Origin of the sequence: Legionella quinlivanii (assembly GCF_900461555.1) — a bacterium.
Lineage (GTDB): Bacteria > Pseudomonadota > Gammaproteobacteria > Legionellales > Legionellaceae > Legionella_C > Legionella_C quinlivanii.
The window spans coordinates 604,855-622,016 of the sequence record NZ_UGOX01000001.1; the positions used below are offsets into that span (position 1 = coordinate 604,855).

Here is a 17,162-nt window from a genome sequence, read left to right on the forward strand (position 1 = left end):
TTAGTTGGAAGAACCGCATTTACCCGCTCCGCATTTGCCAGCAGCGCATTTACCTTCTCCTTTTTTATCGTCTTTTCCATCATCGGTTTGAGTTTGGGTACTGGTGTCGCTGCCGGGTGTTGATGAATCAGCAACCAAAGTGTTTTTATAACCCTGAGGCAATGAAGTAGTCTGGAAAGCATCTGCAAGCGATACGGTTGACGTCAGACCAAGGCCTGTGCCCAAAAGGACGGCTATTGTTTTATTCATTAATGAAGCTCCGTTGTTTTTTGTGCTCGTCAGTTTATAAAAGGACACTTAATTTTACCAGCCTTCACTCCACTTCATTTTTCATGGTGTGCCGTATGCTTTACTGTCATACGCATGCCTTTTCTTAAGCTGTCATCATATTTACCAAAGGGCTTAATATTTTTTAATAAAGCAGTTAGACTATCGGCCATTGTAACTCTTGTTTCTGCGATATTAAGGTGTAAGCTTGAATACTAAGGTACCTCAACATATAGCTATCGTGATGGACGGCAATGGGCGATGGGCGCAGCAACGCGGTATGCATCGTGTTGAAGGGCACCGTGCTGGAGTAGATAGCGTCAAAACAGTAATTAAATGCTGTCTTGAAAAAGGCGTTTCGGTTTTAAGCCTGTTTGCTTTTAGCAGTGAGAACTGGTCACGTCCAGAGCCAGAGATTGAATTTCTGATGCAATTATTTATGAATGCCCTTAATAAAGAAGTCAATGAATTGCATCAGAACGGGATTCGTCTCTGTTTTTTAGGCGACAGGGAATATTTGTCTGCCGCCTTATGCGAAGAGATGAAAAAAGCGGAAGAGCTAACCGTTAACAATGGCAAATTGCTCCTGAATATCGCTGTTAATTATGGTGGGCGCTGGGATGTTGTTCAGGCTGTACAATCAATAGCAAAAGATGTTTCCTGCGGAAAAATTAAACTGGAAGCTATTAATGAAGTTCTGGTCGCCGACTATCTGAATACCCGCAAAATTCCTGATCCTGACTTATTTATAAGAACTAGCGGCGAGCATCGAATCAGTAATTTTTTTCTTTGGCAAATTGCCTATACAGAACTCTATTTTGCACCTGTTTCCTGGCCTGAATTTTCCAGCGCCGAATTTGAAAAAGCAATTGAGAGCTTTAGCCAAAGGCAAAGACGCTACGGTAAAACCTCAGAGCAAATCAGAGGGAGTGTCTAATGTTTGTACAGCGCTTATTAACCATACTGGTAATGGCTCCTCTGGTTTTACTGGGCATGTATTATGCGAATTACTGGTTTTTCGCTGCGGTTATTTTCTTGCTGGTACTGGCCTGCGGATTAGAATGGCTGCAATTGGTACCAATTACCCGGCTTCCTTTGAAACTGGTATTTATGGCCAGTTTAATTGCGGCTTCCATTCTATGTTATTTTTTTTATGAAATTTGGCTTATTCCCGGGTTATTGGCCTGGCTGCTGGTTATTGCTGCCTTGGTCGGATTTCCTCAATCGCAGGCTTATTGGGGAAAGCCGGGCATCATCGCATTTTCAGCTATACTATTATTACCTTTGTTTGGCCAAAGCATGATTAATGTGTTTGCTCTCCCTCAGGGAAAAGCACTGGTCGTTTATCTTCTCCTGCTGATCTGGGGGGCGGATATCGGCGCTTACATGGCCGGAAAGCAATGGGGACGACATAAATTAATTCCTGCAGTAAGTCCCGGTAAATCCTACGAGGGGCTTTGCGGAGGATTGGGTTTGGCTCTGGCAGTTGCAGTAGCAGGTTACTCTTATTTTAAACCAGATAGTGCAATCAGATGGTTTCTTATGGCACTGTCCGTTATTCTGATTTCGCTGGTTGGCGATTTGATTATCAGTATGTTTAAAAGACGTGTGCAGATTAAGGATACCGGCCACTTAATACCAGGACATGGCGGTATTTTAGATCGCCTGGACAGTATGATTGCCGCAGCGCCATTTTTTTACGGTTGGTTCTGGATGTCTGGATAATGCCATGATATTAACGCTGCTTTATTTTTTTCTCGCCCTTTTTCTGCTGATAACCATTCACGAATTTGGTCATTTCTGGGTTGCCCGTTTGTGCGGGGTCAAGGTATTGCGTTTTTCTTTCGGTTTTGGAAAAGTGATTGCCAGATGGCATGATCGAAAGGGTACGGAATACGCCTGGTCGCTCCTTCCTCTGGGGGGCTATGTCAAAATGCTCGATGAAAGTGAAGGCGAGGTATCTCCGGAAGAAAAACATCTGGCGTTCAATAATAAGCCGGTTTGGCAGCGTATCGCCATCGTCGTTGCCGGCCCCGCTTTTAATTTACTATTTGCATTTATCTGTCTGTGGCTTGTTTTAATCATCGGAATTAAATCGCTTGCTCCGATGATTGATGAAATTAAACCGGGAACTCCTGCTGCTCATGCCGGTCTGGCTGCAAAACAGGAAATTGTGGCTATGGAAGATCGAAAAATCAGCAGCTGGCGAGATTTTCAGTATGCCTTCATGCCCTTGGTGGGAAGTGATGAGAAAGTATCCCTGACTGTAAAGTCAATGGTCAATGGTGAGCATAAAACGCTTTGGCTCTCTCTCAAAAACTGGGAAATCAATCCTAGGAAACCGGACCTGTTAGGCAGTCTTGGTATTGTGCCTTTTATACCCTCGATACCACCGGTAGTCGGTGAGGTGATGAGCGGCTCGCCTGCCGATCAGGCGGGTCTTCAGGTAGGGGATCGCATCGAGATGATGGATAAGCAGAAATTAAACGACTGGTTGTTCCTGGTGGATTTCGTAAAAGAACATCCTGACCAGGTGATGCATTTATCAGTTTTAAGAAATGGAAAACTGCTGGAAGTTCCTGTGACAATAGGTGCGAAAGAGACTGATGGACAAGTCGACGGATTTTTAGGGGTTAAATCGGAAAAAGTGAATTGGCCAAGTCAATGGCTGCGTCTGCAAAGAGAGGCTCCTCTTCCTGCTCTGAAAATTGCCATGCAGCAAACGGTTGAACTTACAGGGGCGACTTTTTCACTAATCGGGCGCTTTGTAACTGGACAGCTGGGATTAGATACGTTAAGTGGTCCGGTAGGAATCGCCCAGGGTGCAGGCGAGTCAGGTCGAAGCGGCATTGCCTATTACCTTTCTTTCCTGGCATTGGTCAGTATAAGCCTTGGAGTATTGAATCTTTTGCCAGTTCCTATGCTCGATGGGGGGCATTTGCTGTTTTATTTGATCGAACTGATTAGACGAAAACCATTGTCAGACGAATTTAGAACAATAGGCTTATATATCGGTTTAGCCTTTTTGGTAACATTAATGTTTTTAGCTTTAACTAATGATCTCTCCCGCCTGACAGGTTAAAATAGGCCCCTGTTTATGACAAGATCTTATGAGTTGCAGCTCCTGCGGATAACAAGCAATCCTTGACAGGATAGATCAGTTCCGATAAAAGGGTGCAATTGTTTTTCTCCAAGCCTGCCGATAAAAAAAGATTGGTCGGCAAAATTTTAAGCAGTACTGGACGTAGAATAATAATGAATAAAGTCAGTAAAAAATTAGTATTAGGTGTTTGTTGTTCCGCGATGCTTACGCTTTCGATACAACTGCATGCGGCCGGTGGATTTATCGTAAGAGATATTAAGGTTGTTGGTTTACAACGCGTGAGTGTGGGGACAGTACTCAATTATTTACCAGTACAGGTGGGTGAAGAAGTGGATGCTTCTTCTACTGGAGAAATTATTCGCGCTTTATACGATACCGGCTTCTTTCAATCAGTATCACTGGAGCGTCAGGGAAATACCCTGATTGTCAATGTAGTGGAGCGTGCTACTATCGGTTCGATTACCGTGACTGGTAACTCCGAAATTCCCAGCGATAAAATGAAAGAACTGCTTAAGCAAATGGGATTGGCAAAGGGCAGAGTATTTCAACGTTCTTCATTAGAGCGCTTGGAAAAAGAATTAAAACAGGCTTATAACGGCCGCGGCAGATATAATGCCCGTATTGAATCCCAGGTTACCCAGCTGACTGAAAACCGCGTGGCCATCAACGTCACGGTTTCTGAAGGACGGGTATCCCGTATTAAAGAAATTCGCTTTATTGGCAATCATGACTTTTCAGATAATGAATTACTATCTGAAATGTCGCTGTCCACCAGTAATCTCTTTACTTACTTTAGTAAAAAAGATCAGTACTCTAAAGCTGCGATGGATGCGTCGCTTGAGTCTATCCGCTCCTTTTATCTGGATAGAGGATATCTGAAGTTTAATGTGGTCTCTTCCCAGGTATTGCTATCGCCTGATAAAAAAGATGTATATATCAATATTCATGTTGAAGAAGGTCCGCAATACCGCTTCGCGGGTTATGCACTGGCGGGTAAAACCATATTGCCGAAAGAGAAAATCGATGCCTTGGTCCAGGTGAAGCAGGGCGATGTGTTTTCACGAAAAAAAGTAACCGAAAGTATTTCAGCCATTGGTCTCGCCCTTGGAGATATAGGCTATGGGTTTCCGGCAATCAATGCCGAGCCGCGCATTGATGAAAATGACAAAACGGTCTTTATTACGTTTGTGATTGAGCCTGGCCGCCATGTGTACGTTCGCCGGATTAATTTCCATGGCAATACCAAAACCGGTGATTACGTATTAAGAAGCGTGATTCGTCAGAACGAAGGCGGCTTGCTTTCTTTGCATAATATTAAAGAATCTGAGCGGCAACTGAGGCTATTAAGTTATTTAAAAGATATCAATATCAAAACAAATCCTGTTCCAGGCACTAACAATCAGGTCGATCTGGATGTGCAGATGGAGGAGGCTCCCTCAGCTGAGGCGACTGCTTCCTTAGGCTATGGTACTAATGGTCCGCAATTTAATGCTTCGGTGAATCAGCATAATTTTATGGGAACTGGCCGTTCACTGGGCTTTTCATTTAATGCAAGTTATTACGGTCAGGATTATAACCTGAGCTACTACAACCCGTTCTATACCAATACCGGTGTAGGGCGTGGAGTCAACATTTACTATCAGACAGTTGATCCCGGCAAACTCGATATTAGCGCCTACACCTCGGATCGTGTAGGAGGGGACGTCAATTATAACGTGTTGCTGAGTGAAAACAGCAGTGTGCAGTTCGGCTATGGTTTCCAGAATTTATTTATTAAATCGGTCGGTACTTCTCAGCAGATCCAGAACTTTGTCAATATCTACGGACGAAGCTTTAATGAGATTCGCCTGACTACGGGATGGAGCCGTAATACCTATGATCAGATGCCTTATCCGACGCGAGGGATGAATCAACAGGCCAGCTTGTTATTTGCATTGCCTGCGACCTCAGATTCTTTGAACTATTACAAAACCTCTTATTCAGCACATATGTATTATCCCTTAATGCATGGCTTTATTTTCTCACTCTTGGGAAATATTGCTTACGGAAACGGGTTTAACAACCAGGGCTTGCCCTTCTTTGAAAACTACTACGCTGGGGGTATTGCTCAACCAGGACAGGTACGCGGCTACCAGACTTATACTCTGGGACCCAGAGACAGCGTCGGTAATGCGATGGGAGCGAATTTCCTGGTCAATGGCAGTGCAGGTATCGCCTTGCCCTATCCTTTAAGCCGGGACAATATTCGAACAATGGCTTTTGTTGATGCCGGTAATGTGTTTGTTCGTGGAACCCCATTAGCGCTGGCTGGCTGGGGGGATGGTCCAATGCGTTATTCAGCAGGTCTTTCTGTAGAATGGCGTTCACCTTTTGGCCCATTAGCCTTTAGTATTGCGAAACCCTTGAATATGCAGCCTGGTGACGAACAGCAATTCTTCCAGTTCTCACTGACCTCCGGATTTTAGTCAGAGGCAGACCTTTTACAAGCATTCCTGGAAACCGCGACAAGGCATTTACACATCACCCCTACGTACCGCGCTTTATGCGCGGTACGTAGGGAATGCGTCTGATTGGCAAAAGCATTTTAAAACTCACTACCATTGTTATGGATACCCCGCATAAAGCGGGGTACGTAGACTCTTAGGGTAGAGGAGGGGCTTATTTGTCGGTTCAGTCTCAAAGGCTACTTTTGCCCGTGTTTTTAGAAAGATTGTCCCCTCAACAGGCCTAAATTTTTTATCAGAGATATTGATTCCCTTTATCGCAAGTGTTATGAATTTGTGCTAGCATTTGTGGCTTTGAAATCAGGAGAAAAACATGAAGCGTGTAAGCGGGTTATTTATTGCATTGTTGTTTAGCTTGGGTATGACTAACGCGTTTGCAGACTGGTCAAAAATTGGTGTGGTTGATTTGCAAAAAATCATGCAAACTTCCAGTCAGATGAAAGCCATTCAGCAAAAACTGGAAAAAGAATTCAAGCCCAGACGTGACAAGCTGGTTGCTATGGAAGAAAGTCTGAAAAAAGACATGGAAAAGTTTAAACGCGACAGCACTGTCATGAGCCAAACCCAGAAAAAAGATATGGAGAAAAAAATTGTTTCTCAACAACAAACTTTTGAAAGGGAAGGTCAGCAATACCAGCAGGAATTAAGTACTGCTCATAATGAAGCTATGGAAGAGTTATACGGCAAAATCCGTAAAGCAATCAGTAAAGTAGCTGAGAATGAAAAGTATGATTTAATTCTGCAAAAAGATGCGACTCCATTTAGCATCGACAAACTGGATATCACTGATCAGGTTCTGAAGCAAATCAACTAATTCGTGAAATCTTTTTATACTTTGGCCTTTCTGGCTGATTACCTGGATGGAGCAATCGTTGGGGATCCCAGCTTGCCCATCCAGGGGTTTTCCTCTCTTCTCAGGGCCAATTCCTCTGAACTTGCATATTATGATCGCCACCTGCCTCTGCAAATGTTGAAAAACACACAGGCGGGCGCTGTGTTATTAGCATCACGCCATGTATCCGATTCTCCTGTCAGCACCATTGCTGTTTCTAATCCCTTGACTGCTGCACAGGCCATACACGCTTTGTTTGCAGAATCAAAGGAAATTCCTTTGGCTGCAATTCATCCTCATGCGGTAATCCATGCGTCTGCGACGCTAGCTGAAAATATTTCTATTGAGGCAAATAGCCGGATTGCTGAGAATGTCAAACTGGGTCAAAATGTCCATATTGGTGCTAATTGTTCGATTGCCTCCGATGTAGTCGTTGGTGAAAATACTCGAATAGCGAATAATGTGAGTTTGGAGCAGGGCGTCATTATTGGATCACATTGCATGATCGATAGTGGAGCCGTGATTGGAGCTGAACCATTTCATGGCTATAAAGTCAAGGGACGATGGTCTGCTTTATCTGCAGCAGGCTCAGTAGTAATCAGCGATGAGGTTACTATTGGAGCCAACACGGTGATCGTTAAAGGGGTAGTCGGAGACACCTGGCTTGGCCGTGGAGTACAAATAGATAATTTGGTTCAAATCGCACATGATGTTAACATAGGCCAGCATACTGCAATTGCTGCCTGTACTGTAATCGGAGCATTTACCCAAATTGGTTCTCATTGTATCCTTGGCGGGGCATGCAGCGTAGCGGCGAATCTTCTTTTGGGAGATGATCTGGTAATAACCGGTATGTCAACGGTGAACAAGTCATTAAGCAAGCCGGGAATTTATTCGTCGGGCACAATGGTTAGTGAGCATCATCGGTGGCGGCGTAATGCGGCACGATTTAAACGTCTTGACGATTATATCTTACGGCTTGTCAGATTAGAAAAAGATCGGTTGAGAGAAGATTGATTCGTTTCAGTTGTTTAGGCAAAAGCGTTTCAATTGAAGGCATTATCAAAGATTGAGAGATATTACATGAGTGAGGCCATAGATATACCAAAAATTCTTGAGCTTATACCGCATCGGTATCCATTTATCCTGGTGGATAGAGTGCATGAGTATAAGTCCTTGGATTATTTGATTGCAATTAAAAACGTTACCATTAATGAACCATTCTTTATGGGACATTTCCCAGGTAATCCCATTATGCCGGGTGTATTAATGTTGGAAGCTTTAGCTCAGGCTAGCGCAATTTTGTCCAACCTTTCACGGCGCCCCAAAGAGGGCCACGAGTTTATCTATTTTTTTGCCGGAATTGATAACGCAAAGTTTAAACAGATAGTGACTCCGGGCGATCAGCTTCGTCTGGAAGTAAAACTTGTAGGGCAAAAACGAGATTTTTGGCGTATGCATGGCGAGGCATTTGTCGGCGACAAACTGGCCTGCTCCGCTGATTTAATGAGTGCAGCGAAGGAAGTGAAAAAGTGATAGATGAAGGTGCAATTATTCACCCCTCGGCCAAATTGGCGAGTGGGGTTTCTGTAGGTCCTGGCAGCATTATTGGAGCCGATGTTGAAATAGGCGAAGGTACATGGATTGGGCCTCATGTGGTAATTCAAGGACCGACTACTATTGGAAAAAACAACAAAATTTTTCAGTTTGCTTCCGTAGGTGACGAGCCGCAGGATATTACTTATAAGGGAGAGCCGACTCGTCTGGAGATTGGTGATGATAATGTAATCCGCGAATACTGTATGATTAGCCGCGGCACTGTGAAAGGAGGCGGCGTAACACGTATTGGCAATGGCAATTTCCTGATGGCCTACTCTCATATTGGCCACGATTGTATGATTGGTAACCAGATTATTATGGTCAATTATGCGGCGCTTTCTGGTCATGTGACTGTTCATGACTATGCCATCATTGGTCCTTATGCAGCTGTTCATCAGTTCTGCCAGGTCGGTGCTTATGCCTTTATCGCAAGGGCAACTTATGTGACCAAAGATGTATTACCATATGTAATGATTGCCGGACATACGACTTCTGCTTGCGGAATTAACACCGTCGGATTGCGTCGACGCGGTTTTTCATCCAATGCGATTGATGGTCTGCGACGGGCGTATAAAATTATTTTCCGGAAAGGATTAACGGTTCAGCAAGCGGTGGCTGAGTTAGAGCAGATGCAGGTTGATTGCCCAGAGGTGATACCAATGATTGATGCTTTAAATGAATCATCGCGAGGTATTGTCAGGTAAGGGAATTATCGTAGGTTGGGCCAATGCGCTGCTTTAAAATATTTACCTACGTCCCTCGGCTTGTCCGAGGGATCCAGAGATCCAATCCTGGCATGAGATTTGGATCCCTCGGGCAAACCCATAGGTATCTACACATCACAGCTACGCCCTGCGGCTTGTCCGCAGGGTCCAGTGTTTCTCTATGAGATTCCTGGATCCCCCGGACAAGCCGAGGGACGTAGAAGCGAGGAGTAGACTCTGTATTAAGAGATGTGTAGATACTTATGGGACAAGCCGAGAAAGGTAAGGGAGTCAGGTTAAGCTTTTAAGGCTGCGTCATTAGGTCAAGGCCAATCTACTTAAATGGATCTTAATAATCAGGTGAACTATGTGGTCAGTCATATTGGTTGCTGCAGGCGGTGGACTAGGCGCTGTTTCGCGTTTGGGAACCAGTCTCCTGGCTTTGAAACTCTGGGGCTCCCGTTTTCCTTATGGCACATTAATAGTTAACAGCTTTGGCTCTTTTCTGGCTGGCTTTTTAATGATTTTGCTGTTAGAGCGATTTGCTGTCAGCGATTACTGGCGCTTATTCTTTATGGTAGGCTTTCTCGGTGGATTCACCACTTTTTCCAGTTTTTCATGGGAAACCTGGATGCTCTATCAGGATAGTCAATATTGGACTGCCTGTTTGAATGTGGTATTGAATAATTTATTAGCTTTAGGATTGGCTTTTCTTGGCATGCATTTGGGACGCTGGCTTGGAGGAATATATTGATGCAGGTTAAAGTCGTGCGTATTTATCTTAGTGAGGATTCTCCCTGGCTGAATGAGATATATAACTATCTTCATGATCAGAAAGTAAAGGGCGCCACTATTTTTCGCGGAGTGAAGGGCTTTGGTCATACAGGCAAACTGCGAGAGGTCAAATTAATGGATATGCATTTTAATTTGCCGATGGTCCTTGAGTTTGTGGACGAACCCGCCATTGTAGATAACGTTTTGAAGTTTTTGGATGGCAAAATCGAGTCGGGCCGTGTTTTACAATGGAATGCTGAATTAACCATCGGTTAGTTCTGGCGTTGGTTATATGATAATTGAGGTGAATTCATGTTGGATATCCAGTTGTTGCGCGAAAATCCCCATCTGATTGCCGAGAAACTGGCAACACGCGGCTTTCGATTTGATACAGAACAATTCCTGAAGCTGGAGGAACAACGCAAATCATTGCAGGTGGCCACGCAGGCTTTACAAAACGAGCGTAATCAACGTTCCAAAATGATTGGGATTGCCAAATCACGCGGCGAAGATATTGAACCGATGCGTGATGCGGTTAACGAACTTGGAAAACAGCTGGAAATAAACAAGCAGGAGTTGGAAGCCGTTCTTAAACAACTGGATGCTTTGTTACTTTCTCTTCCCAATATTCCTCATGAAACAGTTCCCACAGGGAAGGATGAAACAGAGAATAGGGAAGTACGTCGTTGGGGCGAGGTTCCTCGCTTTGATTTTCCAGTTAAATCGCATGACGAGTTAGGTGAGGCGAAAGGCTTGCTCGATTTTTCTCTGGCTGTAAAAATAACTGGCAGCCGCTTTGTAGTGATGAAACAGCAGCTTGCTCGCATGCATCGGGCCTTGATTCAGTTTATGCTGGATATTCACACTCAGGAGCACGGATATAATGAGATTTATGTGCCCTATATTGTCAATGCAGACAGCCTATTGGGAACAGGGCAATTACCCAAATTTGAGAATGACCTGTTCAAGTTAACTGGTGATCAGAATTATTATCTCACCTCAACCGCAGAAATACCGGTCACTAACACCGTACGAGATTGCATTATTCCTCATCAGGACTTACCAATACAGCACGCCTGTCATTCTCCCTGTTTTCGTAGTGAAGCTGGCTCCTACGGCAAAGATACGAAAGGAATGATAAGACAGCATCAATTTGAAAAAGTAGAACTGGTGTGGATAACCAAGCCGGAAGCGTCTTATGAAACGCTCGAAAAACTCACCAGCCATGCCGAAGTAATTTTGCAGCGCCTTGGTTTGCCTTATCGTGTGGTCAGCTTATGTACCGGTGATCTGGGAGCCGGGTCTGCCAAAACCTATGACCTCGAAGTATGGCTGCCTAGTCAGAATACCTATCGAGAAATTTCATCCTGCTCCAACATGGAAGCATTCCAGGCCAGACGAATGAAGGCTCGCTATCGCCATCCTGAAACGCAGGAAACACAGTTGGTTCATACTTTAAATGGCTCTGGTCTGGCGGTTGGCCGTACGCTGGTCGCTATCATGGAAAATTACCAGGATCAAGAAGGAAATATCCATATTCCGGAGGCTTTACAGCCTTACATGGGTGGTTTGAAGCTTATTTAAAATTAGATTATTGAGCGGTTGGGCCAAGGGCCCAACCTATATATGGACCCATTCGTTTTTACAAGCAAAATTATAATCAACAAATAAATAGAAGTAAGATTGCACCTATATATTCGACCTGTTAATGAGTCTATTGACTCTGGCCTCTATGAAAATCAGCGCTTTCTCTCCTATCTACAAAACGACTTTTTATAGTCGGCAGGTTGGTCAGGTTTTGAGAAAGCCGGTTCTTACCTGTTTACATAGTCGATTAATCGCCTTGCTTGGTACTACGTACTCTTTCTATTTCTAATCAGCGCGCGTGTTATCCATAGTTTTATCATGCTAGGAGCCCCTCATTCTTGCGGAGAGCATGATAAGGCTGTGGGTAACACGCGCTACCTTCTACTAATTCATCATTTTTTGCCTGATACGGTTTACATGATTGCAATACCGCCCATGCAATTCGAGCTGTTCTATTCGCTACAGCAGTAGTCACCACATTCGTATGCTTCTTGGAAGATAGAGCAGTGATCCATTCGCTTCGCCAATCTGTTTTTTTACCTGCATGATAAACAACCGCTCTGGCTCCATGAATAAGTAGTTTCTTTAAATCAGCATGGCCTTTTTTGATAATACCTAAAAGCCGATGTTTTTCCCCACTGGACGATTGCTTGGGGACTAATCCTATATGCGCAGCCATCATCCGCCCATTTTTAAATTGGCTTCCATTACCAACTGCCGCATAAAGTGCCAGGGCGCTTATCGGACCAACTCCAGGTATCGTGCGAAGTAAGCGACAATACTCATGCTTATTGCTGATAGTCTCTATTTTCCTATCATAATAGGCTATGCGTTTACTCAACTCTTTAAACTCTTCATAACAATCGCTAATCCCTTCTTTTAATTCTTCACTCAGCTCGTTGCTATTTGCATCAAGAAGTTGGCTAATATGTTTCTTCAAATGAGAAAAACCCTGGGGTATTACTATGCCGTATTCCAGTAGTAAGCCTCTTATCTGATTACTCAAACTTACTCGATTACCTACTAATCGTTCTCGAATACGTAATGTGCTTTGCATATCTTGTTGCTCTAGCGTTTTTACAGTGACAAACTTGGTGCGGGGTCTTGTTCCGCACTCCAATATCCCATCGGTATCCTTGTCATCATTCTTATGATTCCCTACATAGGGCGTGACATGTTGCGGGCTTATTAATTTTACTTCGTGACCCATCGTGCCAAACACTCTGCCCCAGTGATTTGAGCCTCCACACGATTCCATCATGATCGTACAACTTGGCAAGCCTCGCACAAATGACTCCAGTTTGCTTCGACTCAATCTCTTCTTAAAAACCTCCTTATGATGTTTATCTAATCCTTTCAATTGAAAAACATTCTTTGCCAAATCTATTCCTAATAGGGTAATCTCTTTCATGGACCCGTCTCCTTGTTGATTAAGATATCTCGTGGATATCAACTTAATCTTGGCTCATTACGAAGCCGTTTGATAGGAGAATGGGTCCATATCATTACAGGTCATTGCAGAATTTTCTTAATTTAACGGCAGTGAGCATGATTAGGTCATGGTTAAAAAACCTTCAGTTTCGGGCTCAAAAGCGACGTCCATTGCCTGGACAACTTCTGGAAGCTCTGTTTTATTTAACTGACTTATAAACCCTTTTTCAGCCAAGCCTCTGTAACAGTCTTTCACCTTACTGGTATTTTCGGGGTTCCGCTGCTCTTCTGAATTGACGCATCCCTTCTCAACCCCTGGTTTCTGAGCGGCCTTCGGTGTATATCTAACGGTAACTGGTCCATCCACCTCATTATTAAAATCCTTTTTCATAGGATGAATCCCTTTTTGGCCATTGACAAAGCTTTCAATTTCGAATTCATTCAAAATTCTCATGAAAAGCTCATGAATTATCTCGTGAGTGACAATATTTCCACGGCAGCGGCGCCGATTTGCACCAAATGTTAAGTCAGCTTTCAACTCCTTGTGTTTGTCTTTATTCGCTTCCGGATTATACTCCCGCGCATGCTCTCCCCATTCTTTTTCATCAGTGGTCGCAATCCAGGTGGTATAATGCAGCTGATCGCCTTCCTTAACGAAAAATTCTTCGCCCTCAAATTCAATAACGAAATCTTCTTCGGCCTCTCCGGGTTGAGCATAGATAATGGTTATCAGGCGCTCTAACTCTTTCACATAAGTCTGCAAATCGGAAGGCGTCACCCCTTTGGAAAAATATTTCTGGTAAATTTCATCCTGTCCGAATTTAACCAGACCGTGCTCAATAAGGCGTCTGATGTTATCTCCCCCTGCAAAGAGCAAAGCAATTATGATTTGCTTTTTAATATCCCGGCTGGTTCTTTTTACATAGTCGGCGCTTAGATAGGCTGGCTCTTCATCTTCAAGAATTTTGTCAATAAAGGGGTCCAAATGCTTGGCGGCAAGCGCTCGCAGTGACTGAATATTCCCGTAGGGATCCATAATATTCTTGAATGCTTCATGAGACACATTTTCAATTTGCCGGGCCAGTTGATTGATCCAGTTCTCGTCACTCCAGTCCGATTTAGGATAAAAGGATTTGAGAAAAATCTTTAAGGAGAATACCAGAAAATCTAATTCAATTGCTTCATTATTTCCAGAGCGTGCCTTGATCGTTTCAATTAAATCGTCGGTTTCTTTTTTTATTACCTCGAGAAAATTCGTTTGAAACTGATGATTGGGGTGTTTAGGATCTTTAACTCCGCTGAATTGTAAACTGTGCATTTGATCGAGAAAGTCATCGTGAATTTTCTGATCTTCAGTGAGAATTCCCATGCCAATCGCTTCAAGAATTGAGGAAAATGCTCGACCGCGTTTAATGGGAGGCTTCTCGGGGTTGTCTTCGTACCATTTTTTAAACGATTGCGCGCAGGGGAGTTTTTCAATTTCCAAAAGCACGTAGGGATTGCCGATAGCAACGACTCGTTGCACAAGTCTGGGTGGAAAAATGCTCGGAGAAATCACTGGAACATCAAGAATCTTGGTTTGATCTATAGGCAGCTCTCTGAAGCGGTCTTCCAGAAGATGATGAAAGGCATTGAGATCTTTTCCGGCGTTATATTTGAATACCAAAGCGATGGTGTTGGTCAAAGCAGAGGAATAATCCTTTGCTTTCTGAATCACTTTTCCAATCGTTCTGGATAATATATTTCTATTGTCTCTTCTTTTTTCTATCCTTACTTCTTTTGCCATAACTCAACTCCTATCAGGATTTTTACTTTATCTAACCAGTTGAAACCGATATTATCTAGCTATTAAATAGCTTATATAAAAAATTTAAAACAAAATCAGCCCAGGCATTGTATAATATTTACTATAAATAATCAAAAATTAATCAATTGGACAGCTGCTATTTCTTAAGGATAAGTTGATTATGAGTTATGAAAAAATTGATCCAACCATCATTCCTCCTCGCGGAGAGAATCGGCATTATCCCGTAGGCACCGTACTCGGCGAATTTTTTTATGTTGGGGATAAGCCTGGTGGGGTTGAGCCAGGATTTCTGGGTGTCAAAATCAATCCTGCTTTTCGACAAAGAATCAGTGAGGTAATGCCTGCTGTTTTTGATAATAGCATGCCAATGAATCAGTTAAGAGAAACAATTAAAAGACTGGTTGCCGAACCTGCTCATGCAAACTATGGGCAGCTTCTGAATTTTAGTCAGCTAATTGAAAAAGAGGGAAAAACTGGAAACTTAAACAATCCCAGTCAGCAAAAGCTTGATTTATGGTTAATCAAGCAGGACTACAATGATACGCCTAGTGGTAAAGTGTCGCCGCCAAAAGATCGTCTGGAAAAAACCAATGCCATCAAGTCATTGCCTGACTTGGTGAAGACCCCGGCCACAGCCATATACCAAAAAGTCAGGCTTTCTGATCCTGAGGTGGAAAACACCAATGCCGTATTGGAATATTTTGCCAATTCAGTAGCAAAAGCCTATGGCATGCAGGTTCAGGAACAGGAGCTTGCTTTTGGCGAATATTCCAGCGGCAAACCCAAAATCATGACCGCCTGTAAGTGGGAACCTGAGCTTAGGGTATTTGAAGGGAAGCTTCGCGGCAGTGTGAAGAAAGATTTATATCAGGGACATCTGGTTCAATTTGAAAATAAAGAGCCTAAAACCGTCAATGGACGTTTTCTTGCAGATGATAGTGTTAAAGATTTGGGTCAATCCTTGCCGCTGGTTCTTGCCCAGGGAGACCGTGATGTATTAGGTTCTCAGGGGCAAAATAAAGGGCGTGTCGGCGAGCACTTTTTCGGTTTTGATTTTGGGCATGCCTATCGTGAAGATAATCCCATACTGGATAGTTTAAAAGATGATTTTACCTTTATTCAGCCTGCGGATACCAATAAAAAGTTTAAAAATATTTCGGCCTTTTATGATGCGCCCATGAGCGAAAAAATGATGGGAATGTTTTATCTTTACCGTATGGATCCGGATGCCGCCGGTAAAGTGTTTTCTTTGCAGGAGCAACGTAAAATTGAAGAAATGATTCGCGCTTATTCAGCAAAAAATCCGGATTTCGCGATGCGGATAGCCCGCATACAAACGATAGACAAAATTTCTGACAAGGTGAAAACCGAACTTTCAGCAAGATCCAATCAAAATGTGTTATTTGATCAATATGTTCACGAAGTCGAACACGCTTTTGAGCGGGCCAGCACTGCTCATAGAAAGATGTTTCAGATTTTCAAACAAAAGATGTTAATGACTCCCGAGCAGGTGGATGTACTGGATAATCTAAATAAGCTTAGTAATCCAACTTCCATTTTATCCGGTGATGGTCAGGTTGTCTTATCGCATTTACGGATAATGCCAACAAAACAACCTGCACTCAATTGGAAACTTGGTCATAAAGACGGGGAATATTTATTTCACTGCGAACCTGAGAACCGCAGAGAAGAAGCCTATCTGGCATTCACTAAATATCTTTCCCGATTACAGGATAAGTCGCTTGCAGAAATGTTTAAATTAAGTGCCGAAGGAATCAGAGTTCCAGCCGAGCATTTGCCGCAGTTTTGCAAGATGCTGAACGAAACAGCAATTTTCACTTATAAAAAACAGATTGACAGCAAATACCATCCTAAAAGCACCTATATGCCTGATGAGGCAACGAATTATTTCGCGCCCAGTATTCGCGTTTCTGATGATTTGTCCGAGCATTTGCACCAGTCCTCTGACAATCTAAGTCATTCCAGGGAATCTAATCCTGAGGAGTTTGAAGAGGAGATTTTTGAAGCTCAGCAATACAGTAGTAATAACAACAATAATAATAGCGATAATCTTGGCGGAGATATTTTTTCGTTTTCAAATTCTAAGTCTAAGTCAAGTTCATCTTCAAGCTCATCCTCCACTGTGACTCATAACGTTTCTCATGCGGACTGGCATCATGCAAGCCCGCAGCCAAAACATGAGTTAAATCTGTTTCATCCCGATTTGGACCATGAGGTATCCTCAACATTCAAACAACAAATGCAGAACATGATAGGCCTGGAGCAAAAAGCGGTTGAGAAATTGGTGGGAATGGAGCCTAAACCGCGTTCTTTATCCGATGAGGAACAGGAGCATGAGGATGAAAGCGAAGGTGAAAGTGAAAAGGCCAATATTCACCATTAGATTGATTTTCCGCCTTCGCGGGAAGGCGTTGTTGCATTAAAAGAATCGCACAACTAGTTTGTCGTCTTTGCGAACAAAGTTAAGCAATCCAGATCAGAACTTGAACAAAGTAGGGAGCTGGGTTGCTTCGCTAACGCTCGCAAAGACGGT

Annotated in this window: 15 protein-coding genes; 12 read left to right on the plus strand and 3 right to left on the minus strand. The window is 43.3% G+C overall.

The window, feature by feature from the left end; all coding sequences use genetic code 11:
- Positions 1 to 249 (minus strand): hypothetical protein, encoded by a 249-nt coding sequence (locus DYH61_RS02665; protein ID WP_058508178.1) that lies wholly within the window; start codon positions 247 to 249, stop codon positions 1 to 3.
- A 226-nt stretch (positions 250 to 475) separates the two neighbouring features.
- On the opposite strand from DYH61_RS02665, the gene DYH61_RS02670 reads away from it, so the two are divergent.
- From DYH61_RS02670 to serS, 11 genes are all read left to right on the plus strand, one after another.
- Complete coding sequence (locus tag DYH61_RS02670) at positions 476 to 1,204, plus strand: isoprenyl transferase (protein ID WP_083499249.1); 729 nt, start codon at positions 476 to 478, stop codon at positions 1,202 to 1,204.
- Positions 1,204 to 1,992, plus strand: coding sequence for a phosphatidate cytidylyltransferase (locus DYH61_RS02675; protein ID WP_058508176.1), 789 nt, complete (start codon positions 1,204 to 1,206; stop codon positions 1,990 to 1,992). Before DYH61_RS02670 ends, DYH61_RS02675 begins: the two co-directional genes overlap by 1 nt.
- A gap of 4 nt (positions 1,993 to 1,996) precedes the next feature.
- The gene (rseP, locus tag DYH61_RS02680) at positions 1,997 to 3,349 is read left to right on the plus strand and encodes an RIP metalloprotease RseP (protein WP_058508175.1); all 1,353 of its coding nucleotides are present in this window, start codon (positions 1,997 to 1,999) and stop codon (positions 3,347 to 3,349) included.
- Between the two features lie 173 nt (positions 3,350 to 3,522).
- Complete coding sequence (bamA, locus tag DYH61_RS02685) at positions 3,523 to 5,835, plus strand: outer membrane protein assembly factor BamA (RefSeq protein WP_058508186.1); 2,313 nt, start codon at positions 3,523 to 3,525, stop codon at positions 5,833 to 5,835.
- A gap of 352 nt (positions 5,836 to 6,187) precedes the next feature.
- Entirely contained in the window at positions 6,188 to 6,688 is a 501-nt protein-coding gene (locus DYH61_RS02690; protein ID WP_058508174.1) for an OmpH/Skp family outer membrane protein, read from the plus strand.
- Between the two features lie 3 nt (positions 6,689 to 6,691).
- A complete protein-coding gene (lpxD, locus tag DYH61_RS02695; protein ID WP_058508173.1) occupies positions 6,692 to 7,723 on the plus strand; it encodes a UDP-3-O-(3-hydroxymyristoyl)glucosamine N-acyltransferase in 1,032 nt (343 codons plus the stop codon).
- 66 nt (positions 7,724 to 7,789) lie between these two features.
- Positions 7,790 to 8,242 carry a 3-hydroxyacyl-ACP dehydratase FabZ gene (gene fabZ / locus DYH61_RS02700; protein ID WP_058508172.1) on the plus strand — a complete coding sequence of 151 codons (453 nt, stop codon included), beginning with the start codon at positions 7,790 to 7,792 and terminating at the stop codon, positions 8,240 to 8,242.
- Positions 8,239 to 9,009: an acyl-ACP--UDP-N-acetylglucosamine O-acyltransferase gene (gene lpxA, locus DYH61_RS02705; protein WP_058508171.1), complete on the plus strand. Its 771-nt coding sequence runs from the start codon at positions 8,239 to 8,241 to the stop codon at positions 9,007 to 9,009. Before fabZ ends, lpxA begins: the two co-directional genes overlap by 4 nt.
- Positions 9,010 to 9,376: 367 nt before the next feature.
- Positions 9,377 to 9,763, plus strand: coding sequence for a fluoride efflux transporter CrcB (gene crcB / locus DYH61_RS02710; protein WP_058508170.1), 387 nt, complete (start codon positions 9,377 to 9,379; stop codon positions 9,761 to 9,763).
- The gene (locus DYH61_RS02715; protein ID WP_058508169.1) at positions 9,763 to 10,059 is read left to right on the plus strand and encodes a DUF190 domain-containing protein; all 297 of its coding nucleotides are present in this window, start codon (positions 9,763 to 9,765) and stop codon (positions 10,057 to 10,059) included. The genes crcB and DYH61_RS02715 overlap by 1 nt, the downstream gene beginning before the upstream one ends.
- Before the next feature lie 36 nt (positions 10,060 to 10,095).
- Positions 10,096 to 11,367, plus strand: a complete 1,272-nt coding sequence (serS, locus tag DYH61_RS02720; protein WP_058508168.1) for a serine--tRNA ligase — start codon at positions 10,096 to 10,098, stop codon at positions 11,365 to 11,367.
- A 319-nt stretch (positions 11,368 to 11,686) separates the two neighbouring features.
- On the opposite strand, the gene DYH61_RS02725 is transcribed toward serS, so the two are convergent.
- Both DYH61_RS02725 and DYH61_RS02730 read right to left on the minus strand, forming a co-directional pair.
- Positions 11,687 to 12,781, minus strand: coding sequence for an IS110 family RNA-guided transposase (locus DYH61_RS02725; RefSeq protein ID WP_115343301.1), 1,095 nt, complete (start codon positions 12,779 to 12,781; stop codon positions 11,687 to 11,689).
- Between the two features lie 141 nt (positions 12,782 to 12,922).
- On the minus strand, positions 12,923 to 14,587 hold the full coding sequence (locus DYH61_RS02730) for a cytochrome P450 (RefSeq protein ID WP_058508278.1): 1,665 nt from the start codon (positions 14,585 to 14,587) through the stop codon (positions 12,923 to 12,925).
- A gap of 181 nt (positions 14,588 to 14,768) precedes the next feature.
- On the opposite strand from DYH61_RS02730, the gene DYH61_RS02735 reads away from it, so the two are divergent.
- Positions 14,769 to 17,012 (plus strand): hypothetical protein, encoded by a 2,244-nt coding sequence (locus DYH61_RS02735; RefSeq protein WP_058508277.1) that lies wholly within the window; start codon positions 14,769 to 14,771, stop codon positions 17,010 to 17,012.
- The last annotated feature ends 150 nt before the right edge of the window (positions 17,013 to 17,162 follow it).

Excerpts from the sequence above, each read along its gene's own strand:
- DYH61_RS02665 (WP_058508178.1), bottom strand. The coding sequence starts at position 249 with ATGAATAAAACAATAGCCGTCCTTTTGGGCACAGGCCTTGGTCTGACG.
- DYH61_RS02675 (WP_058508176.1), top strand. The coding sequence starts at position 1,204 with ATGTTTGTACAGCGCTTATTAACCATACTGGTAATGGCTCCTCTGGTT.
- rseP (WP_058508175.1), top strand. The coding sequence starts at position 1,997 with ATGATATTAACGCTGCTTTATTTTTTTCTCGCCCTTTTTCTGCTGATA.
- bamA (WP_058508186.1), top strand. The coding sequence starts at position 3,523 with ATGAATAAAGTCAGTAAAAAATTAGTATTAGGTGTTTGTTGTTCCGCG.
- DYH61_RS02690 (WP_058508174.1), top strand. The coding sequence starts at position 6,188 with ATGAAGCGTGTAAGCGGGTTATTTATTGCATTGTTGTTTAGCTTGGGT.
- fabZ (WP_058508172.1), top strand. The coding sequence starts at position 7,790 with ATGAGTGAGGCCATAGATATACCAAAAATTCTTGAGCTTATACCGCAT.
- crcB (WP_058508170.1), top strand. The coding sequence starts at position 9,377 with ATGTGGTCAGTCATATTGGTTGCTGCAGGCGGTGGACTAGGCGCTGTT.
- DYH61_RS02715 (WP_058508169.1), top strand. The coding sequence starts at position 9,763 with ATGCAGGTTAAAGTCGTGCGTATTTATCTTAGTGAGGATTCTCCCTGG.
- serS (WP_058508168.1), top strand. The coding sequence starts at position 10,096 with ATGTTGGATATCCAGTTGTTGCGCGAAAATCCCCATCTGATTGCCGAG.
- DYH61_RS02725 (WP_115343301.1), bottom strand. The coding sequence starts at position 12,781 with ATGAAAGAGATTACCCTATTAGGAATAGATTTGGCAAAGAATGTTTTT.
- DYH61_RS02730 (WP_058508278.1), bottom strand. The coding sequence starts at position 14,587 with ATGGCAAAAGAAGTAAGGATAGAAAAAAGAAGAGACAATAGAAATATA.
- DYH61_RS02735 (WP_058508277.1), top strand. The coding sequence starts at position 14,769 with ATGAGTTATGAAAAAATTGATCCAACCATCATTCCTCCTCGCGGAGAG.